The sequence below is a fragment of the Serratia sp. NA_112.1 genome, assembly GCF_052691715.1.
On record NZ_JBQZFO010000001.1, the window covers coordinates 809,310 to 830,292 of the forward strand.

Genomic DNA, 20,983 nt, shown 5'->3' on the forward strand with positions numbered 1-20,983 from the left:
GTGGATACGCTTATTTTTATTGCCCTATTAAACGGGATGATTATTAGCTCTGCCAGGGTGATTAATGGTCAGTTGAGCGCCTCTATTGGCGCCTTCCGCACCTCCTTATGGAATCACTCGGTGGGTTTCTTATTTCTGACCCTGCTGGTGGCGGCGTTTTATTGGCAACAGCTGGGGCAGTTTCATTGGGGGCAGGTTCCGGCATACGCCTGGGTTGGTGGCGGGTGTGGCGCACTGTTCGTGGCAACCAGCAGCTACGTGTTCCCCAAAATGGGGGCGCTGAATACTTCGGTATTAATTATTGGCGGTCAGATGTTCTCGGCCGTGCTGTTTGATGTGATTAATCAAGGTGGGCGCAGTCATCTCATTCAGCTATTGGGAGTGGCGCTGATCACCATTGGGATCATCCTATCGACACTTGAGAAATATCATCATGATAAATGAACTGTTAGATGATCAGCGGTATGACATAGAGTTTAACGGGCATCTCACCAATCATGTTAAACATGCCGTTATCGCTTTGGCTGGGTTGGGTGTGCCGGATGAACGTATCCTTTGGTATTACCGCCGCTATGCCGCCATGACGCCTTACGGCATGGGGTTGGAGCCACCAAGAAAAGCCAGGTATCAGATTGACGACGCAAACTGGCGTAGCCTGCTGGGCAAGCGCAGCAGCTTCAGTGCCTATTGCGATTTTTTCCGGCAGCAGATACGCGAGCGGGGTCGTGAACAGGTGCTCGCCAGCTACCTGCCGGAGCTGATCGACGGTTGGGTGGGCTCGTTGACGCACGGCACCATTCATCTGGGCTGGGCATTGCTGGCCGAGCATGAAGTGATGATCGTCGAAGGCTTGGCCTATATGGCTTATTCGTATGTTCCCTGTCATTACCGACGCTCCCGATACGACCCGCATCTTGGGGAGTCAAAGGCCTTCGACTCGGTGTTACGTTTAGCGAACTGCTGGGAGCAACGGCGGGAAGAGATGTTGGCCTGGCAGAGCGCAGTGATTGAAACGCCTGCTGAGGAAATCAAGGCGCGCATCCATCCTGAATTACAGCGTTCCGGTCTGCAATATCGCATTGCCTGCGTGTTGCATCAGGGGCATGAGGAAATTTATCGACAACCGGAGTGGCTGACGCAACAGAGCCTCGAGCAGGCCTGGGCGCAACTCTATCAAACGGTCACATTAATCTACCTGACCACTCCGGGGAATTTTCTGCTGCTGCACTTGTTGACGTCATTGTTGGCCATGGAACAAATCGCCGGGCATTTACCTGAGCAAGAGGCGCGCGAGGTGCTTTGCAGCTACTGGGTCGGGATGCAGTGCATGTTGTTTGCTACCGATAGTTTGGCTCACCCCGATAAGTTACAATCTCTCCAGCATCTTTATGCCGATGAATACGACGATATCCGCGATCCGTTATGGGAACGCGAGTGGCTGCAGCTCACCGCGCGAGCCGTGGAGGAGGAAGAGGAGCATAACCCAAAACTGGTTTATGTGATGAAACTGCTATGGTTGCGTACCAAATGCACCCTGTATCGCGCCACCGCACATCAGTTCACCACAACACCCCAATTGCCACCGTCGTTTGAACATGCACCTAATCTGGAGTGAGAGGTCAACAGAGTGAATAACAATCCTGCTGCAAAGTTCATTGATAAATTAGGCTGGGTTTATATCCAGGATAAAAAAGTCCTGATGGCTCGTTCGTATAACAAGACGACGTTTTATATTCCTGGCGGCAAGCGGGAAATCGGAGAGAACGATCGAGAAGCTCTGACCCGAGAAATTAAAGAAGAACTTTCCGTTGATTTAATTAATGACAGTATTATTTCATTGGGCGAATTCCATGGGCAGGCCGACGGTAAACCTGCAGGCGTGATGGTTAAGATACATTGTTTTTCTGCCGACTTTATTGGCGAAGTAAAAGCCAGTGCCGAAATAGAAGAAATAACCTGGTTGACCCATGCTGACAGCCATCGTTGTTCTGCAGTTGCAGCAAAAGTATTGCACGAGTTAAAGGAAATGCATCTTATCGACTGATTATTACCTGTTGATATTGATAAGTTACAGACTGACTTTTATTTTTAATCGATATAAGCTCTCCTTTCATCCAAACAGGTGAAGGGCGATGCTTATGTATCTATTACTCTGTTAAAAGAACAAGGTTATGAAACTTTCTAATATTCATCTGCTGGCCCCAAGTCATTATCTTACTTATTTGCACACTCAGATCCGTAATAAGCAGGCGGAGCACGCTTGCTTTGAATATTATAGCGATCAACTGCTGCGCCAACTGTTGGTGCAGGCTGCCACCTTACTGCCTTATGAAAAAAATGAGGTGATTACGCCAATTGGCGAAACCTACACGGGGCTAAAACTTGCCCGTGGTATTTGCGGTGTTTCGGTGATCCGCGCCGGGGAAAGTTTTGAGGGTGAGTATCGCAGAATGTTTAGCGGCCAGCCGATAGGCAAAATACTTATTCAACGCAATCCGCAAAGTAAGCTTCCCAAATATTTCTACTCTCATTTCCCCGACGACATTGCCGAACGCGCAGTGTTGCTATTTGAACCTATGCTGGCCACGGGCGGATCGCTGATCATGGCAATCGAAACGCTGTTGGAGCAAGGCGTTCCGGTGGAGAATATCTATGTTGTTAATGTATTGGCATCGCCGGTAGGGGTCGATCGTTTGTTTACCCGCTTCCCGTCGATCCAACTGGTGACGTCGTCCATTGAACAGGGACTCTCGGATCAGGCTTTTATGAAACCGGGGATCGGCGACTTCGGTGACCGTTACTTTGGTACCCGTCACGGGTAATTAAACTCTACAAAGGAAAAACATGCCGCACGTGAAAATTCAGCATTTTCCGCAGGTACTTTCCCAAAGCGCCAAGAATACATTGGCAGAGGAGATAACGCGGGTTATTACGCAAGCATTACAGTGCGATGCCGGCGTCGTTTCCATTGCAATAGAGCAGGTGTCTGCCGATGACTGGCAGACGCAGGTCTATCGGCCGGAAATAGAAAATAAAAAAGACTGCTTAATTAAAGTCCCTAATTACTGACCCTAAAAAAGGTGACATCCATGAAACCTGAACTCCGAGTCATTATGTTTGACCTTGACGGCACCCTGTTTGATACGGCGAGAGCGATTGTGTCCGCTTTTCGTGCCACCTTTCAACAACTGCAATTACCACAGCCGGCCGACGATGAGCTGATTCGTGAAACGATAGGCCTGCCGTTGGAGCGTGCCTTTGCTCAATTGCTGTCTCAGGAGGCCGATGGAAGGGCTGTGACTGACTGCGTGGCGGAGTATCAACGGCAGTTTCAGACGCTGATTTTACCGATGGCGGCATCGCTGTTATTTCCTGGCGTCGCCGCGGGCCTGCAACAGTTGAAAAGTGAGGGTTTTCATCTGGCAGTGACTACCAATAAGTTCGCACGCAGTGCAAATTCGCTATTGGCAGCGGCGGGCATTGCCCCGCTGTTTGATGTGGTGGTTTGCGCCGATCAGGTGACGGAAAAAAAACCGGCGCCGGAGTCTGGCAACAAAATCCTGGATCACTATCAGGTCAGGGCGAGCGATGCGGTGATGGTGGGGGATACTACGCACGACATATTGATGGCTCATCAGGTTGGCTGTCAGGTGATCGCGGTGGATTATGGTATTCAAAATCGTCAGGTACTGGCCGCGGCCGAGCCCAGCATTATTGTAAGCTCTTTTGCCGCCGTGGTTGACTGGTGCCGTCACAGAGACGTTAGTCGCGCAGCAGCAGGCTAACAACAGCAAAAGAATTACTGGTTATTCAGGGCCGCAGACAGCGCTATTTCTTAATGGTGAAAGTTTACGGGCGATAAATATCGCCATGCTTACGCTGATAACGCAATTAGCGCCATGACAAATAAATAGATCCAAAGGATATGGGCAAAAGTCGCTCAGGCTCATGCCTGCGAAAAAATGACGTCAGTTGTCATCTGCCAACTGGCAACTATTAACTCTGAAAGAGGGTGAATGCCGAAAAGCTGCATGGATAACGACAGTAATGACAACGACAGATATCCCCTAATGGTATAAGGCCGGCATTTTCCCTGAATGGGGGGGCTAAAGCACGTCGTCATTACAACCCTATCGGGATCCTGGCAAATGTGAGGCGTTCATAGAGTAAAAATGGATATTTCGGCGGGACTATTTGAACAGTTGGCTCAACACTACAGCCGGCAACCCGAAGCCCTTGCGGTGCAAGACGCGGACAGCGTACTGAGTTATCGCGACTTCTGCCATCATGTTTTCAGTATTTCTTCCTGTTTGCGGCAGTGGATTAACACAGATAGCGTTTGTATCGGTTTATTCTGCGAGCCTTCCACGACTCTGGTAAGCGGTGCCTGGGGGATTTTGGCCAGTGGCTATGCTTATTTACCTTTGGCGCCAGAATATCCCGATGAACGGCTGCGTTATATGATTGCCGACTCAGCGGTAAAAGTTATTTTTTGCCAATATCATCTCAAAGAAAAATTGCAAACGCTGATCGGGCCAGATGTCACGATTATTACCGACAATAACATTCCTTATCTTTCTGATTTGTCCGAAACGGTTTTTGACACTGCTGATGCCAGTGATACCGCGCGGCTGGCCTATGTGATTTACACCTCCGGCAGTTCGGGCAAACCGAAAGGCGTAATGGTCAGTTACTCTAATATTTCTCGTCATATGCATTACCTGAGCGGTCGGTTCGCTTTTGGCGCACACAGCAAAATTTTGCAGAAAACGCCCATGAGCTTTGATGCGGCACAGTGGGAGATCCTGGCACCGGCGATGGGATGTTCGCTGGTGATGGCCCCGAAGGATTGCTACCGCGATCCGGATATGATGGTGATGACCTTGCTGCGTCATCAAATCACCAGCCTGCAATGCGTCCCCACGCTGCTGCAAGCGCTGGTCGAGCAGCCGTTGCTGCAGGATTGCAAGGCGTTAACGCAGGTGTTTTGCGGCGGCGAAATATTGACACGCAACCTGGCGCGGCAGTTCTTTCAGTGTGTGCCACAGGCCGGCCTGGTCAACCTGTATGGTCCAACGGAATGCACCATCAATGCGTCGGTGCATGAGGTTGAGAAAGACAGACTGGAACAGTCGCCGGACGCTGTTTCGATAGGCCGGCCGGTGGTGGATACCGCTTTTTATGTGCTTGATGCGCACCGTCAGCCGGTGATGGAGGGTGAAAAAGGTGAGCTTTACATTTCCGGTGTGCAGGTGGCCAATGGTTATTTGCAGCGTCCCGAGTTGACGGCAGAACGATTTCTGACGAATCCATTTAACACTGCGGCCGAACATGCGCGTATGTATCGTACCGGCGATGTGGTTTATCGGGATAGCCTCGGCGACTATCACTTTTCCGGCCGGGCTGATAACCAGATTAAACTGCGCGGTTACCGTATCGAGCTCGATGAAATTCGCCTGGCCATTGAGCGTCACCTCTGGGTGAAAAGGGCGGCGGTAATGGTCAATGAGGATGAGCGAACTCATTATCAAAACCTGATCGCCTGCGTCGAGCTGGACTCGCAGCATGCGGTGTTGATGGATCAGGGAGTCCATGGCGAGCATCATCAGTCCAAGGCCAGCAGGCAACAGGTCAAGGCGCAGCTGTCCAATGCGGGATGCCGCAGCGAAGACGAGTGTCGGGCATTGCCCGCGATCGCGCTTGCCGGCGCACAGGCTACCGCGCAGCAAAGCTATCGGGCTTTCAGCCGCAAAAGCTACCGTTTCTTTGAAGGGACGACGCGGGTCACCGAGGCGCAATTATTGTCGATCCTGGGGCGCAGCCCGCGTGCCGTATCAGCGAGTGATTTGCAGGCGCTGTCGGCTGAGGATTTTGGCGCGTTGCTGCGAAACTTTGGCCAGTTCGCCAGTGAAAAACGTTTATTGCCCAAATACGCCTATGCGTCGCCGGGGGCGCTGTATTCGGTTCAGATGTACCTCGAGCTTCACCACATGTTTGGCTGGCCAGCGGGGATCTATTATTACCACCCGGTGCACCATCGTCTGTATTGCATATGCGAACTGTCGGAACAGGCAACGGCGAGCCTGAAAATCCACTTTATCGGCAAACGCGCGGCTATCGATCAGGTCTATCAGAACAATATTCAAGAAGTTCTGGAGATGGAGACAGGCCATATGTTGGGGCTGTTCGATGAACTGCTGCCTGAATATGGTTTGCAGGTCATCACCGATGCCAAACCGGAGGCATTGCCACAGTGGTATGACGGAGCCGCAACTGACTATTATTTTGGTGATTATCGCATTCAGCCAGCTAATAGGGAGGCCGTTGTCGAGCATCCAGAATTTTTTGTCCAGGTGCATGCACAGGGCGTCGCCGATATGTCTCCTGGGCTGTACCACTATCGCCAGGGATCGCTGCATTTTATGGATGAGGAGATCCTGGCGCGCCATCACGTTATTGCCATCAATCAGCAGGTCTATCAGCGCGCGGGCTTTGGCATCATGCTGGTGAACAACCATGCTGATGCTCAGGGGCATTACATTATGCTGGGGCGTGCTCTGCATCGCCTGCAAGCCAATCCACTGGGGCTGGGGATGATGTCGGCCGGCTATAGCTCGAAAAGCGGGCACGACTTGCCTGCCGCAAAGGCGATGAGGACGCTGTTGACCCGCCACGGGTTACCGATGCAGAGCTGTTATTTCTGTATCGGCGGCCCGCTCAGTCAGTCGCAACTGAGCCATGACGGTATGGATGAGGACCGGGTGCATATGCAAGGGCCAACTGAAATGCTGAAAGCCGATTTAGCCGCGCAGTTGCCACAATACATGATCCCCAACCGCGTGCTGGTCATGGACAAGCTGCCGCTGATGGCCAACGGTAAGGTCGACCAACAAACGCTTAATCGTATGTATGCTTGCCAACTGAATACCGAAAAACCAATCCTGGTGCCAGAGGGCGAATTACAACAGCGTTTGGCCGAAATCTGGTGCCGGGTCATGAAGTGGGAAAGGGTCTCTGCGGATGATGATTTCTTTGAAAGCGGGGGTAACTCCCTCACCGCAGTCATGTTTATCAACCAGGTAAACAAAGCGCTCGATATTAAATTGCCGATGCAGATCCTGTTTCAAACGCCAAACATCGTTGCTTTGGCCGACTGGATAGAACGCAATGCCTATCTCGCGCCACAGCTGTCGCGTTTGGTGCCCTTTAATCGACAGCAGGCGCCGGCGATTTTCTGCTGGCCAGGTTTGGGGGGCTATCCGCTGAGTCTGAAAGCGCTGGGGGAGAGCCTGAGCCAGGCGCGTGCTTTTTATGGCGTGCAAGCGCTGGGAATTAACGAAGGGGAATTGCCACTGGAGTCCATTCAACAGATGGCGGCGGCCGATATCGCGCAAATCCGACGCTTGCAGCCCCATGGGCCCTATACCTTGTGGGGATACTCGTTCGGCGCACGTGTGGCTTTCGAGGCTGCCTACCAGTTGGAGGCTGAAGGCCAGGAAGTCGAGGCGCTGTATCTGATTGCTCCCGGTTCGCCGAAAACACAGTTTGACCGAGAGCAAGAGGGTAACCAACAAGTCAGCTTCACCAACCCGGTGTTTGTGGCGATTTTATTTTCCGTTTTTGCCCGCCAGGTGGAGGGGCCATTGCTTGAACGCTGTCTGACAGAGTGCCGTGAAGAGGAGGACTTTGTGCGTTTTATTTGCCGCTGTTTCCCACAGCTTCAGGTGGAACTGGTGGTGCGGATCATTGAGATCGTCAAGCAAACCTATGCCTTCGGTTATAACTTCGAAGAACTGCAGCAACGCCAGGTTCAGGCACCGATAACTGTCATTAAAGCGGCCGGCGACCATTATTCCCAACTTGAAAATTCGCCAGCTCTGCAAGCTAATCCGCCACGGGTGATCCAACTGGCGGTCGACCATTACCAATTGCTGCAGCCTGAAGGTGTCGCGCAACTGCAAGCGGCGCTGTTTCCTTCTGTTTCCGTTAATGTGATAAGTGAGTCATGATGCAAGCTAATTTACTGCCTTTGGTTATTCATCCTGAAGTGAAAGCTGCCCTGGAAAGTCGCCACGCGGTGGTTGCGTTGGAGTCAAACGTTATTACCCACGGGCTGAACTATCCTGCCAATGTGGAGACGGCGCTGGCGGTGGAGGCGGCAGTACGTCGCAGCGGCGCGGTTCCTGCAACCATTGGTATCTGTGATGGCGAAATTTTGGTGGGCATGCATCGCGAACAGATCGAGCGGTTCGCCACCACGCCTGGCATCGCAAAAGTATCCAGCAATAATTTGCCTTTTGTGCTGGCGCAAAAAGGCATGGGGGCCACCACGGTGGCTTCGTCACTGATGTTGGCCGAACTGGCCGGCATTCGTTTCTTTGCCTCAGCAGGTATTGGTGGTGTCCATCGCGGGGGGGAGGACAGTATGGATATCTCTTCCGATTTGATCCAATTTACCCGCACAGACGTGACGGTGGTGTGTGCAGGTGCCAAAAATATCCTCGATATCGGGCGTACGCTGGAGTTTCTGGAAACCCAGTGCGTTCCCGTGGTGACCTATCAGACGGACGATTTCCCGGCCTTCTATTGCCGCAGTAGCGGTTTTCGCAGTCCGCAACGTCTGGACAGCCTGGAGGATATTGCCCGGGCGATTGATATTAACCGTGCATTACCGGGCAGTGCGGCGATGGTGGTGGCAGCACCGACCAAACCGGCGGATGCGATTGACAGCGGTGACGTTCAGGCCGCGATCCAGGCCGCGATAGAGGACGCGACTGCTGAAGGGGTGACTGGCAGCCAGGTAACCAAATTCATTATGAAAGCGGTTGAGCAGGCAACCCAGGGACGTTCGGCCATGGCCAATGCGGCAGTATTGGTGAATACCGCCGAAATAGCGGGTCAGTTGGCGATGGTTTATCACCGGCCGCGTTAATAAAGTTTGGCGTCGTCTATAAGGAAGGGGCGACGCCGAAACACCATTGATACACGGCGTAAAGCGGTCATTGAGAGCCCGTTTCCGGAAGATGTTACTCTGCGCTACGGCGGCAAAAACAAATCGTGCGATCTACTGATAAGAGCTGATTGACTTTTTTATCGCCAGTGGCATGATGCGCGCACTCTCATTGCGCGTTCGGTTTCAATCTCACTATGTCCGCATATTCCCGCCCAGTGCTTCTGCTGCTCTGTGGTCTGTTGTTGCTCACGGTTTCTATTGCCGTATTGAATACGTTAGTTCCTCTTTGGTTAACCCATGCTCAGTTGTCAACCGGGCGGGTGGGAATGGTAAGCTCCTCTTACTTTACCGGTAATCTGTTTGGCACGCTGATGGCGGGCAAACTGATCCAGCGCATTGGATTTACCCGCAGTTATCATCTTGCCTGCGTGGTGTTTGCCGTGGCGACCGCTGGTATGGCGTTGTCGCTCGATTTCTGGAGTTGGATGGGCTGGCGTTTCTTTGCCGGTATCGGCTGCGCGTGGATTTGGGTGATTGTTGAGAGCGCCTTATTGCGCAGCGGAAACCTTTCCAACCGTGGCCAACTGCTGGCGGCCTATATGATGGTCTACTATCTGGGGACGGTGGTCGGCCAGTTGCTGCTGAGTAAGGTGTCTACCGAACTGTTGAACGTGGTGCCCTGGGTGACGGCCATTGTGATCAGTGCCATATTGCCGATGTTGTTTGCTCGGATTAACAGCCAGCACGACGAACCTCAGCACGCCGCGGTTTGGCCAATGTTGAAACGCCGCAGCGCGCGGTTGGGCATCAATGGTTGTATTATCTCCGGTATTGTTCTCGGCTCGTTGTATGGCCTGATGCCGCTGTATTTATCCCATCAGGGGATGAGCGACGCCAACGTCGGTTATTGGATGGCATTGCTGGTTAGTTCAGGCATTGTCGGGCAATGGCCGGTAGGGCGTCTGGCTGACCGCTATGGGCGCCTGCTGGTGCTGCGCATTCAGGTATTTGTGGTGATCCTCGCCAGCATGGCGATGCTCAGTCACTCCGCCATGGCTCCGGCGCTATTCATTCTCGGCTGTGCCGGGTTTACGCTGTATCCGGTCGCGATGTCCTGGGCCTGTGAGAAAGCGATGCCGCATGAGCTGGTGGCGATGAATCAGGCACTGTTGATGAGTTACACCATTGGCAGCCTGCTCGGGCCGTCGATGACCGCGCTGCTGATGCAGAATTATTCCGACCAATCGCTGTTTGTGATGATTGCCGCCGTAGCACTGGTCTATCTGATGATGCTGCTGAAAAAGCCGGATCCTCAGCACACTCCGCTGGCTGCTGCCTGAGCATGAAAAAACCCGGCCATAGTGCGCCGGGTTTTTTTATGCTCAGGCCTCAGTACATCACTTTGTGGCCGTAGCTTTCCAGAATGCCTTTGACGCGTTCCATGGTGTCCGCTTTTGGTGGATGGACGCCGTCCAGCTTGTACTCTTCCCCCATCGCCACCCACTTATGCTTGCCCAGTTCGTGGTAAGGCAGCAGTTCGATTTTCTCGATGTTGGTCATGTCCTTGGTGAACTCACCCAGCAGGTGCGTCGACTTGTCATCATCTGACCAACCCGGCACCACGACGTAACGGATCCAGGTGCGCTGATTGCGCTTTGCCAGATAGCGGGCGAACTCCAGGGTGCGGTGGTTGGAAACGCCGACCAGATTTTGGTGAATGTCGTCGTTCATCTGTTTGAGATCCAGCATCACCAGATCGGTGGCATCCAGCAGTTCGTCGATCACCGGATCGTAACGGCGGACAAAACCATTGGTGTCCAGACAGGTATTGATACCTTCTTCGTGGCAGGCACGGAACCAGTCGCGGACGAACTCGGCCTGCAATATCGCTTCGCCACCGGAAGCGGTTACGCCGCCGCCGGAAGCGTTCATAAAGTGGCGATAAGAGACGGCATCTTTCATCAGCTCTTCCACAGTGACTTCTTTCCCGCCGTGGGTATCCCAGGTATCACGGTTGTGGCAATACAGGCAGCGCATCAGGCAGCCCTGGAAGAAAACGATAAAGCGGATCCCTGGGCCGTCTACGGTGCCACAGGATTCGAAGGAGTGGATTCGGCCTATTACTGACATTGCAGGGTTTTCTCCAATATTGACTGTCAAACGCAGTCTAAAAGTAGGCTTGTAACCGCCAGCCAGGGATCAGCGATGCAGCAAGCAGGCAGGGCCCGATGACTGGGGTGGAACGATTCCTGTTGGCCGGTTAATGCGCCGGATAACTGTTTTGCCGGATAGCCATTCCATTGAGTATAGCCATCTGGCAAAACAGACTCGCGCTGAGTCAGGGGACTGCATTTATTAAAAAGGCCGGAAAGATCCGGCCCCGGGGTTCAGCTTAACCACCGGACGGGAAACCCCGCCCGGATGGGGCAATTACATCGACTGAGTGAAAGTACGGGTAATTACGTCTTGCTGTTGTTCTTTGGTCAGCGAGTTGAAGCGAACGGCATAACCGGATACGCGGATGGTCAGCTGAGGATATTTCTCAGGGTTTTCCATCGCGTCCAGCAGCATTTCACGGTTCATCACGTTAACGTTCAGGTGCTGGCCACCTTCGATAGAGGCTTCGTGGTGGAAGTAACCGTCCATCAGACCTGCCAAGTTGGCTTTACGCACGTCGTCATCTTTACCCAGCGCGTTTGGCACGATGGAGAAGGTGTAGGAGATCCCGTCTTTCGCATAGGCAAACGGCAGTTTGGCTACGGAGGTCAGGGACGCTACGGCACCTTTCTGGTCACGGCCGTGCATTGGGTTGGCACCTGGACCGAATGGAGCGCCTGCACGGCGGCCATCTGGGGTGTTACCGGTTTTCTTGCCGTAAACCACGTTAGACGTGATGGTCAGTACGGACTGAGTAGCTACTGCATTACGGTAGGTGCGCAGTTTCTGAATTTTCTTCATGAAACGTTCTACCAGGTCACAGGCGATGTCATCTACGCGAGCATCGTTGTTACCGAACTGCGGGTATTCACCTTCGATTTTGAAGTCCACGGCCAGGCCGTCTTCGTCACGGATGGTGGACACTTTAGCGTATTTGATAGCAGACAGGGAGTCAGCCGCAACCGACAGGCCGGCGATGCCGCAAGCCATGGTGCGATAAACGTCACGGTCATGCAGCGCCATCAGTGCAGCTTCATAGCTGTACTTGTCGTGCATGTAGTGAATGATGTTCAGCGCGGTCACGTACTGCTTGGCCAGCCAGTCCATAAAGTGGTCCATGCGTTCCATGACTTTGTCATAGTCCAGCACGGTATCCATCATTGGCGCTTCTTTCGGGCCGACCTGGATTTTCATTTTTTCATCAACGCCGCCGTTGATGGCGTACAACATGGTTTTCGCCAGGTTGGCACGGGCACCGAAGAACTGCATTTGTTTGCCGACAATCATTGGGCTGACGCAACAGGCGATGGCATAGTCATCGTTGTTGAAGTCAGGACGCATCAGGTCGTCGTTTTCATACTGTACGGAGGAGGTGTCGATAGACACTTTCGCAGCGTATTTTTTGAAGTTCAACGGCAGTTTTTCAGACCACAGGATGGTCATGTTCGGTTCCGGAGACGGCCCCATGGTGTACAGGGTGTTCAGGAAACGGAAGCTGTTTTTGGTGACCAGGGTACGGCCGTCAACGCCCATACCTGCCAGGGACTCAGTCGCCCAGATTGGGTCACCGGAGAACAGTTCATCATACTCAGGGGTACGCAGGAAGCGAACCATACGCAGTTTCATCACCAGGTGGTCAATCAGTTCCTGCGCCTGTTCTTCGTTCAGTTTGCCCGCATCGAGGTCGCGTTGGATAAACACATCAAGGAAGGTGGACACGCGGCCGAAGGACATGGCTGCACCGTTCTGGGATTTCACTGCGGCCAGGTAGCCGAAGTAGGTCCACTGTACGGCTTCCTGCGCGGTGGTAGCCGGGCCAGAGATATCGCAGCCGTATTTGGCCGCCATTTCTTTAATTTGACCCAGAGCGCGATGCTGTTCAGCAATTTCTTCACGCAGCTGGATGGTCATTTCCAGATCTTCGCCGTTTTCCAGTTTGGTCTGCAGTGACTTGAACTGGTTCAACTTGTCGGCCATCAGGAAATCGATGCCGTACAGCGCTACCCGACGGTAGTCACCGATGATGCGGCCACGGCCGTATGCATCTGGCAGACCGGTCAGCACGCCGGATTTACGGCAGTTCAGAATGTCTTTGGTGTAAACATCGAATACGCCCTGGTTGTGGGTTTTGCGGTATTCGGTGAACACTTTCTTCAGCTGTGGATCCAGTTCGCGGCCGTAGACCTTACAAGAACCTTCCACCATTTTGATGCCGCCGAATGGAATCAGCGCGCGTTTCAGTGGTGCATCAGTCTGCAAACCAACGATGGTTTCCAGCTCTTTGGCAATGTAGCCCGCGTCGTGGGAGGTAATGGTAGCGGCAATGTTGGTGTCGAAATCAACTGGCGCATGGGTGCGGTTTTCCAGTTTGATCCCTTCCATAACCTTGTCCCACAAGGTGGAGGTGGCCTGAGTTGCGCCAGCCAGGAAGGATTCATCACCCTCGTAAGGAGTGTAGTTATTCTGGATGAAGTCACGAACGTTGACTTCATTCTGCCAGTCACCCTTGCTGAAACCTTCCCAGGCTTTGGCTAACTTCTCGTTAAGTTCGGTCATTATACACCTACCTTTAATTGTGGAGTTCTAACTCGGCGCGCGGTAACTAACAGCTTAATGCTGTTGTTCACCACCACGCAGATAAATTACCCAGTAAGTCAACCCAACCAGCAGGCCGCCACCAATGATATTGCCAATGGTGACCGGGATCAGGTTGTCGATGATAAAGTTGCTTACAGTCAGATGAGCAAATTGCTCAGGTGTTGCCCCTACGGCTTGCCAGAATTCTGGCGTGGCGAAGTTTTTAACCACGATACCCATAGGGATCATAAACATGTTGGCGATGCTGTGTTCGAAACCGCTGGCGACAAACATGCCGACCGGCAGGATCATGGCGAACATTTTGTCCATCAGGCTGCGGCCAGAGTAGCTCATCCATACCGCCAGGCAGACCATCAGGTTAGCCAGAATGCCGAGGCAGACGGCCTCAACAAAGGTGTGATGCAGCTTGTGATCCGCGGTTTGCAGGACGTTCATGCCCCACTGACCGTTGGCGACCATGTGTTCACCAGAGAACCAGATGAGTGCCACAAAGAACAGTGCGCCAATCAGATTGCCGATATAGACATTCAGCCAGTTGGCACCCAGTTGGCACCAGTTAATACGGCCACTGGCCTTGGCAATGACAATCAGCACGGTGGAAGTGAACAGGTCGGCGCCCGAAACTACCACCAGCATTAACCCCAGAGAGAAACAGATGCCGCCGACCAGTTTTGCCAGTCCGAAAGGCACACCGGCAGTGCCGGTAGTCGCAGTGATATAAAATACGAATGCGATTGAAATAAAGACGCCGGCAGTGATCGCCAAATAAAAGGTTTTCAGCGGATGCTTGGTGGCTTTATACACACCTGCATCCTCAGCGATTTTCGCCGTTGCTGCAGGTAATATCAGATCGAAAGGGTTGTCAGCTTTCACACTAACTCTCGCTTTTAAGGGTTAAAACAACGCAATAAGATACTAACAAAGCAGTATAGGGTAAAAATTGATTTGGATCATAAGGCGAGAAACTAAAGCGGTCAAAAACCAGATGAATTGCAAGGGTTATCGATATAAGTTATTGAATTTAATTCAAAAACAATTTTTTAATGTTTGCAAATAATTTTGAAAAGACGGTGATAACAACCTCGATAAGGTTAAATTTTAACGCATTTTGTCACTTTTCAGGTGGTAGGGTTTAATTATCGGTTAATTATTATTTCACCAACCAGTAACAATTGCCGTTTTATTTATCTTGTTTGCCGATAAGTGCGTAATTAGGCGAAAAAAATAAACAGAAAACCCGCTTATTTAACCGTCAAAATAAGAGGGTGATATTATTGAACAGAGGCTTTAGGGGTATAACGCCGGCAGAGATCCACCGGCGCAAAAGGTACTGAGATTATGCCTGGGCCCAATAGCGGCGCTTGGCGTTCTGCAGTTTTTCGTAGGCCGCTAACAGTGCCTGATGAGCCGGTAAGGCTTTCAGACTGCTATCGACCGCGAACAGGCCGTTAAAGCGCTCCTCGCCGCTGATGGCCGCAGAGGCTGCATCCACCGCTTCCTGACCGTACATTTTCACGAAGGCCGCGTAATACTGCGCCGGATCGCGTTCTGGCTCTTGTGTTAGCAACAGCAGGGTTTGCAGGCAACGGTAGTAGTTGCTGCGTGCCGGGCTCAACACCGAAGCGTTGAAGTCCTGCGTCCATTCGGCCCAGATCAGTGCCTGATCCATATCGCCGCCGGCCAGCGCCAGCATTGATTTCAGCTCGCCCACGCGCAGGGTATTCCAGGCGTTGTCTTTACCGGTGGCAATACCCAACAGCTCACGCACGCGGGTGAAATCGTCCAGGCCTTCGTCGTCAAAGCGTTCAATCAGCGCCAGATATTCTTGTGGCTCCCACTCACTGCCCGGCAGCGCCAGCAGAAGATCACGCAGGTGCGCACCCATGCTGTTGTTGGCCAGCAGCAGGTCTTCCGCAGGATAGATGTCGGACATGCCCGGTACTATGATACGGCAGGCGTACACGTCCAGATGCTCGTAGTCGGCGATATACACTTCCGCGCCTTCCTTGTCGAAAATGCTCATCAGGGTGGCGAACTCTTCCTGCGTGCTGCCGCTGAAGCTCCAGTCGACAAACGGGTAATCCGCGTCCTGCTTGAACATATCCCAGGAGATCAAACCGCTGGAATCGATAAAGTGGGTTTCCAGATTGGTGTGCTCTGCCACTTCTTCGTCATCGAAGGTTGGCGCGGTGAACACGTCAAGATCCTTCAGGCTGCGGCCCTGCAGCAACTCAGTGACGGTACGCTCAAGCGCCACGCCAAAATCAGGGTGGGCACCGAACGAGGCGAAACAGGTGCCGTTAGCCGGATTGAACAGTACAACGCAGATCACCGGATAGTTACCGCCCAGCGAGGCATCGTAGGACAGGATTGGGAAACCTTCTTCCTCCAGCTTGGCGATGGCTTCCACCACGCCCGGATAGCGGTTTAACACCTCCGCCGGGATCTCCGGCAGGCTGATGGATTCGGCGATGATGCGGTTTTTCACATAGCGCTCGAACACCTCTGACAAGCCCTGCACACGAGCTTCGTTGGCGGTGTTGCCGGCAGACATGCCATTGGACACATAAAGGTTACCGATGATGTTCATCGGGATATAAACCGTCTGCTGGTCTGACTGACGGGAAAACGGCAGGGCACAAATGCCACGATCGCCATTACCGGACTGCAGATCGATCAGATCGCTGGCGTTAACATCCTGATCCGGATTGTAGAATGCATGCAGACGTTCATCGAGAATACCGGCCGGCAGCGAATCATCGGCTGGGATCGGGAACCATTTCTCGTTCGGGTAATGCACGAAATCGCCTTCGGCAATCTGCTTGCCCAGATAGAAGTCGGCAAAGAAATAGTTGGTAGAGAGGCGTTCGAAATATTCGCCCAAAGCGGAGGCCAGCGCAGCTTTTTTGCTGGCGCCTTTACCGTTGGTGAAGCACAGTGGGCAATCGCGATCGCGGATGTGAACCGACCATACGTGCGGCACTGGGTTCAGCCAGGAGGCCTCTTCGATATTAAAACCCAGATCGCTTAATTTCTGTTGGAAACGGGCGATAGAGTCTTCCAGCGCGGCATCTTTGCCAGGGATAAAAGTTTGCGTCATTGTCTTCACTTTTTGAGCGTACTAAAAACGCGCAATGATACGGGGTTTTACGCCCAAGCTCCACGTATTCCTAAAGCGGTGGCAAAGTCACAGTTTTTTTGAGGATAAGGGCCATAATTCAGCGGGTTATCTATCATGGAGAAACCTAATGAAATCAGTGAAACTCAGCGTTGTAGCGCTACTGTTGGCGGGGGCAAGCGGTTCTGCGTTGGCATTGCCCACCATCACCTTGCTGGCGACCGGCGGCACCATTGCCGGTGGCGGCGAGTCGGCGACAAAATCCAACTATACAGCGGGCAAACTGGGCGTTGATGCTCTGGTGAATGCCGTACCGGAGCTGAAAAATGTCGCCAATGTCCAGGGCGAGCAGGTGGTAAACATCGGTTCGCAGGATATGAATGATGAGGTTTGGCTGAAGCTGGCGAAGAAAATCAACGCCGACTGCACTAAAACCGACGGTTTTGTAATCACCCATGGCACCGATACGCTGGAAGAAACCGCCTACTTTCTTGATCTGACGGTTAAATGTGACAAACCGGTGGTGATTGTTGGGGCGATGCGCCCGGCCACGGCGATGAGTGCCGACGGCCCGTTTAATCTGTATAACGCGGTGGTGACGGCGGCAGATCCGCAATCGGCCAAACGCGGGGTGCTGGTGGCTATGAATGACAGCGTGCTGGATGGGCGTGATGTGACAAAAACCAACACCACATCGGTACAGACTTTCCAGTCGCTCAACTTTGGCCCGCTTGGTTATATCCATAACGGCAAGGTTGACTATCAGCGTTCGCCGCAGCGCAAGCACACCACGGATACGCCGTTTGACGTCTCCGGTCTGACTGAGTTGCCCAAAGTCGGCATTATCTATAATTATGCCAACGCCTCCGATGCGCCTGCCAAGGCATTGATTGCCGAAGGTTATCAGGGCATCGTCAGCGCCGGAGTCGGTAACGGTAACCTGTATAAAACGGTGTTCGACACGCTGGCGACGGCCGCCCATAACGGCGTCGCCGTGGTGCGTTCTTCCAGAGTGCCGACCGGCGCCACCACCGAGGATGCGGAAGTGGATGACACCAAATTTGGCTTTGTTGCCGCCGGCACGCTGAACCCGCAAAAGGCGCGTATTTTGTTGCAGTTGGCGCTGACCCAGACCAAAGACACCAAGCAGATCCAACAGATGTTTAATCAGTTTTGAGCCGTGAGCGACGGGGAGCTTCGCTCTCCGTTTTTTGTCGCTGGGCTATGTTTTCGATGGGGGGGATGCAGGAGACCGGTGGTGTAAGCCTCTGCTTTTTGAAACGGTGAAAAACTTTGCAACAAGTAGATATATCTATTTTTAAAGCCTTTTCAGGGGATGATAATTATGTTTAGTATAATTATGGCAAATCTCTAGCGTTAAGTTGTTCGAGCAACCATAATATTTTTTAACCCCGTTACTGTGCTCAGAAGTCGTAAGCGTTTATAACTTCCAGGGTGTTTTCATCTTTTTGGTATTTTTTATTGAGTTTTTCTTTCTGCCTTTTGGCGTTATTACAAGTGGTATTAGCTTCCTTCTCTATTTCCTGTTGCCTCTTTATCGGTAATGTTGAGTCCCATTCGCCGGATAAATATTGGCAATCATCGGCGTTTTTTAGATATTCATTGACATCGTTGGGATAATTCTTAGGGGCTTGAACACATGAGGATAAAAATAAAATTGAAATGAGCAAGGCAGGTATTTTCATGTTATCGTCCATCTGTTGACCAGTGCGGTTTGTCTTTAGAGCCACCATGATATTTTATAACGCCGAAGCTTTTGCCCACGTCATGCAACTGAGAGTTCATACCATCAGTTGGAAGACTATTGATAATCACTGTTTCCCCCTTCTTATTTTTCAGTTCTAAACTACCTACCCATGTTATATCCATATCTATAGCATTACCTTCAGTATGCCTACTTTTTAGGGCCGGGGCAACATTAAGATTCGTCATTTTATACGCGATTACCATATCTTTTGCCGCTTGAATGCTTTTGTTTCGATCAATTTTCCCATCACCGTTTCTATGACACCACTCTATATTAACGCCTGTTTTTTTGGGCACATTGTCAGGATTAATAAGTGCACGAGCGAGTTTCCACGACCAGTGCATCAGATAGGCTCTTTCCGAAGTCCTCTGTGTTGCCGAGATAGTTACATGTGCCCACGCATTTTTTAAACTTTGTAAAAATGCGTTAACGTTTGACTCGAACGTTGGGCTTAAGGTTGTTGTTGAATTACTGCCTTGAAAACGAGAGACCCATTTTTTACCGCTTAATTCATTCACTAAATAACTCCTTTTTATTTATTTAAAATATCCAGTTGTATAGGAAAACCTTCCTTATTATTTTGGTGGATAACAATTAAGTATGACAAGCATAAAGTCTATACGGGTTAAAATTTCAGAATAGAGATGGAGCTTTTATCTTATTTTTTAGATACGGTAGCACTATTAGCCGATACCGGAGGGAGTTTGGCCTGGTGTAAGCGTTCTGATTAACCCATTGAGTGGGGAATGAGGGCATCGTCAGCGCTGGAGTCGGTAACGGTAACCTGTATAAAACGGTGTTCGACACGCTGGCGACGGCCGCCCAGAACGGCGTCGCCGTGGTGCGTTCTTCTAGGGTGCCTATCGGGGCGACTACCGAAGATGCCGAAGTAGATGACACCAAATTTGGCTTTGTTGCCGCAGGCACGTTAAACCCGCAGAAAGCGCGGATCCTGCTGCAATTGGCGTTGACGCAGACCAAAGACGCCAAACAAATTCAGCAGATGTTTAATCAATACTGAGTGCCTTTTCTTCATTCGGGGGCCTGCGCGGCCCTCAGCCATGTCGGCTGAATACAGCATAAAAAACCGCGTTAACCCACTGAATTGGCCGCTGTCATAGCGTTTTATGGCAAAAATTACCGATGATTTGGCAGAGCCTGTTATTGCAGGGATAGCGCGTTTCCCGGCGCTGGGCGAATAACCATTGCAGGCAGGGGGCGCGAGTGATAAAACCGATGGGTTAATTCGGGCGTATTTCGGTAGGCCAGTTTCATTGGCGAATAGTGAATGTGGTGAGGGGAAATGACTCAGGTTTATAATTTTAGCTCTGGTCCGGCCATGCTGCCGGTTGAAGTTTTGCGTCGTGCGGAACAGGAGTTGTGCAACTGGCACGGTCTTGGCACGTCGGTGATGGAAATCAGCCACCGCAGTAAAGAATTTATCGAAGTTGCTCAGCAGTCCGAACAGGACCTGCGCGATCTGCTGAAAATCCCCTCCAATTATAAAGTTCTGTTCTGCCATGGCGGGGCCCGTGCACAGTTTGCCGCGCTGCCGCTGAACCTGCTGGGTGACAAAACGACCGCGGACTATATCGACGGCGGTTACTGGGCGCACAGCGCCATCACCGAAGCGCAAAAATACTGCACGCCAAACGCCATCGACGTGAAAACCTCCGTTGACGGCCTGCTCGGCATCAAGTCGATGAAAGAGTGGCAGTTGAACGACGACGCGGCCTACGTGCACTACTGTCCGAATGAAACCATCGACGGCGTGGCTATCGATGAGCTACCGGATTTCGGCGATAAAGTCGTGATCGGCGATTACTCCTCCACCATTTTGTCTGGCCCGCTGGACGTTAGTCGTTTTGGCGTGATTTATGCCGGCGCACAGAAAAACATTGGCCCGGCCGGCCTGACGCTGGTGATCGTACGTGAGGATCTGCTGGGCAAGGCGCGCCGCGAAGTGCCGTCGATCCTCGATTACACCGTGCTGGCTGAAAACGACTCGATGTTCAACACACCGCCGACCTTTGCCTGGTATCTGTCCGGTCTGGTGTTCAAATGGCTGAAAGAGCAGGGCGGTCTGGTAGAGATGCACAAACGCAATCAGGCCAAGGCCGAGTTGTTGTATGCGACTATCGATAAGTCTGATTTCTATCGCAGCCGGGTGGCGCTTGCCAACCGTTCCTGGATGAACGTACCCTTCCAGTTGGCGGATCCCGCGCTGGACAAGGTGTTTCTCAGCGAAGCCGAAGCCATTGGCTTGCAGGCGCTGAAAGGCCACCGAGTAGTTGGCGGTATGCGCGCTTCTATTTACAATGCCATGCCGCTGGCTGGCGTGAAGACATTAACCGACTTTATGACCGACTTCGAACGTCGTCACGGCTAA

17 protein-coding genes and 1 pseudogene are annotated in these 20,983 nt (G+C 52.1%); 12 read left to right on the forward strand and 6 right to left on the reverse strand.

Annotation, left to right across the window (positions count from 1 at the left end; translation table 11 throughout):
- The 9 genes from ACUTQ5_RS03935 to ACUTQ5_RS03975 all read left to right on the forward strand — a co-directional run bounded on the left by ACUTQ5_RS03935 (position 1) and on the right by ACUTQ5_RS03975 (position 10,293).
- Positions 1-444 (forward strand): DMT family transporter, encoded by a 444-nt coding sequence (locus tag ACUTQ5_RS03935; protein WP_445650166.1) that lies wholly within the window; start codon positions 1-3, stop codon positions 442-444.
- Positions 434-1,615, forward strand: a complete 1,182-nt coding sequence (locus ACUTQ5_RS03940) for a questin oxidase family protein (RefSeq protein WP_445650167.1) — start codon at positions 434-436, stop codon at positions 1,613-1,615. Before ACUTQ5_RS03935 ends, ACUTQ5_RS03940 begins: the two co-directional genes overlap by 11 nt.
- A gap of 12 nt (positions 1,616-1,627) precedes the next feature.
- Positions 1,628-2,044: an NUDIX hydrolase gene (locus tag ACUTQ5_RS03945; protein ID WP_445650168.1), complete on the forward strand. Its 417-nt coding sequence runs from the start codon at positions 1,628-1,630 to the stop codon at positions 2,042-2,044.
- Positions 2,045-2,171: 127 nt separating this feature from the next.
- Complete coding sequence (gene upp / locus ACUTQ5_RS03950; protein ID WP_445650169.1) at positions 2,172-2,822, forward strand: uracil phosphoribosyltransferase; 651 nt, start codon at positions 2,172-2,174, stop codon at positions 2,820-2,822.
- 22 nt (positions 2,823-2,844) lie between these two features.
- A complete protein-coding gene (pptA, locus tag ACUTQ5_RS03955; RefSeq protein WP_445650170.1) occupies positions 2,845-3,069 on the forward strand; it encodes a tautomerase PptA in 225 nt (74 codons plus the stop codon).
- A gap of 20 nt (positions 3,070-3,089) precedes the next feature.
- Entirely contained in the window at positions 3,090-3,785 is a 696-nt protein-coding gene (locus tag ACUTQ5_RS03960) for an HAD family hydrolase (protein ID WP_445650171.1), read from the forward strand.
- 387 nt (positions 3,786-4,172) lie between these two features.
- On the forward strand, positions 4,173-8,009 hold the full coding sequence (locus tag ACUTQ5_RS03965) for an amino acid adenylation domain-containing protein (protein WP_445650172.1): 3,837 nt from the start codon (positions 4,173-4,175) through the stop codon (positions 8,007-8,009).
- On the forward strand, positions 8,006-8,932 hold the full coding sequence (locus ACUTQ5_RS03970) for a pseudouridine-5'-phosphate glycosidase (protein WP_445650173.1): 927 nt from the start codon (positions 8,006-8,008) through the stop codon (positions 8,930-8,932). Before ACUTQ5_RS03965 ends, ACUTQ5_RS03970 begins: the two co-directional genes overlap by 4 nt.
- 215 nt (positions 8,933-9,147) lie before the next feature.
- Positions 9,148-10,293: an MFS transporter gene (locus ACUTQ5_RS03975; RefSeq protein WP_445650174.1), complete on the forward strand. Its 1,146-nt coding sequence runs from the start codon at positions 9,148-9,150 to the stop codon at positions 10,291-10,293.
- 49 nt (positions 10,294-10,342) lie between these two features.
- Here the strand turns inward: ACUTQ5_RS03975 and pflA are convergent, their stop codons facing one another.
- From pflA to ycaO, 4 genes are all read right to left on the reverse strand, one after another.
- Entirely contained in the window at positions 10,343-11,083 is a 741-nt protein-coding gene (gene pflA, locus ACUTQ5_RS03980) for a pyruvate formate lyase 1-activating protein (RefSeq protein ID WP_445650175.1), read from the reverse strand.
- Positions 11,084-11,383: 300 nt separating this feature from the next.
- Complete coding sequence (gene pflB, locus ACUTQ5_RS03985) at positions 11,384-13,666, reverse strand: formate C-acetyltransferase (RefSeq protein ID WP_445650176.1); 2,283 nt, start codon at positions 13,664-13,666, stop codon at positions 11,384-11,386.
- 54 nt (positions 13,667-13,720) lie between these two features.
- Complete coding sequence (gene focA / locus ACUTQ5_RS03990; protein WP_445650177.1) at positions 13,721-14,581, reverse strand: formate transporter FocA; 861 nt, start codon at positions 14,579-14,581, stop codon at positions 13,721-13,723.
- Between the two features lie 463 nt (positions 14,582-15,044).
- Positions 15,045-16,808: a 30S ribosomal protein S12 methylthiotransferase accessory factor YcaO gene (gene ycaO, locus ACUTQ5_RS03995; RefSeq protein ID WP_017892273.1), complete on the reverse strand. Its 1,764-nt coding sequence runs from the start codon at positions 16,806-16,808 to the stop codon at positions 15,045-15,047.
- 148 nt (positions 16,809-16,956) lie between these two features.
- Here ycaO and ansB (ACUTQ5_RS04000) point away from each other — a divergent pair, with 148 nt between their 5' ends.
- Complete coding sequence (ansB, locus tag ACUTQ5_RS04000) at positions 16,957-18,003, forward strand: L-asparaginase 2 (RefSeq protein WP_445650178.1); 1,047 nt, start codon at positions 16,957-16,959, stop codon at positions 18,001-18,003.
- 247 nt (positions 18,004-18,250) lie between these two features.
- On the opposite strand, the gene ACUTQ5_RS04005 is transcribed toward ansB (ACUTQ5_RS04000), so the two are convergent.
- Positions 18,251-18,532: a hypothetical protein gene (locus ACUTQ5_RS04005; protein ID WP_445650179.1), complete on the reverse strand. Its 282-nt coding sequence runs from the start codon at positions 18,530-18,532 to the stop codon at positions 18,251-18,253.
- 1 nt (position 18,533) lies between these two features.
- Positions 18,534-19,112: a peptidoglycan-binding domain-containing protein gene (locus tag ACUTQ5_RS04010; protein WP_445650180.1), complete on the reverse strand. Its 579-nt coding sequence runs from the start codon at positions 19,110-19,112 to the stop codon at positions 18,534-18,536.
- Positions 19,113-19,336: 224 nt separating this feature from the next.
- Here ACUTQ5_RS04010 and ansB (ACUTQ5_RS04015) point away from each other — a divergent pair.
- Together ansB (ACUTQ5_RS04015) and serC are read left to right on the forward strand one after the other, a co-directional pair.
- Positions 19,337-19,615: pseudogene (ansB, locus tag ACUTQ5_RS04015) on the forward strand (L-asparaginase 2); the annotation flags it as partial.
- Positions 19,616-19,897: 282 nt separating this feature from the next.
- Positions 19,898-20,983 (forward strand): 3-phosphoserine/phosphohydroxythreonine transaminase, encoded by a 1,086-nt coding sequence (gene serC / locus ACUTQ5_RS04020; protein WP_445650181.1) that lies wholly within the window; start codon positions 19,898-19,900, stop codon positions 20,981-20,983.

Excerpts from the sequence above, each read along its gene's own strand:
- ycaO (WP_017892273.1), bottom strand. The coding sequence starts at position 16,808 with ATGACGCAAACTTTTATCCCTGGCAAAGATGCCGCGCTGGAAGACTCT.
- pflB (WP_445650176.1), bottom strand. The coding sequence starts at position 13,666 with ATGACCGAACTTAACGAGAAGTTAGCCAAAGCCTGGGAAGGTTTCAGC.
- upp (WP_445650169.1), top strand. The coding sequence starts at position 2,172 with ATGAAACTTTCTAATATTCATCTGCTGGCCCCAAGTCATTATCTTACT.
- ACUTQ5_RS03960 (WP_445650171.1), top strand. The coding sequence starts at position 3,090 with ATGAAACCTGAACTCCGAGTCATTATGTTTGACCTTGACGGCACCCTG.
- ansB (WP_445650178.1), top strand. The coding sequence starts at position 16,957 with ATGAAATCAGTGAAACTCAGCGTTGTAGCGCTACTGTTGGCGGGGGCA.
- pflA (WP_445650175.1), bottom strand. The coding sequence starts at position 11,083 with ATGTCAGTAATAGGCCGAATCCACTCCTTCGAATCCTGTGGCACCGTA.
- ACUTQ5_RS03970 (WP_445650173.1), top strand. The coding sequence starts at position 8,006 with ATGATGCAAGCTAATTTACTGCCTTTGGTTATTCATCCTGAAGTGAAA.
- serC (WP_445650181.1), top strand. The coding sequence starts at position 19,898 with ATGACTCAGGTTTATAATTTTAGCTCTGGTCCGGCCATGCTGCCGGTT.
- ACUTQ5_RS03940 (WP_445650167.1), top strand. The coding sequence starts at position 434 with ATGATAAATGAACTGTTAGATGATCAGCGGTATGACATAGAGTTTAAC.
- ACUTQ5_RS03965 (WP_445650172.1), top strand. The coding sequence starts at position 4,173 with ATGGATATTTCGGCGGGACTATTTGAACAGTTGGCTCAACACTACAGC.
- pptA (WP_445650170.1), top strand. The coding sequence starts at position 2,845 with ATGCCGCACGTGAAAATTCAGCATTTTCCGCAGGTACTTTCCCAAAGC.
- ACUTQ5_RS04005 (WP_445650179.1), bottom strand. The coding sequence starts at position 18,532 with ATGAAAATACCTGCCTTGCTCATTTCAATTTTATTTTTATCCTCATGT.
- ACUTQ5_RS03975 (WP_445650174.1), top strand. The coding sequence starts at position 9,148 with ATGTCCGCATATTCCCGCCCAGTGCTTCTGCTGCTCTGTGGTCTGTTG.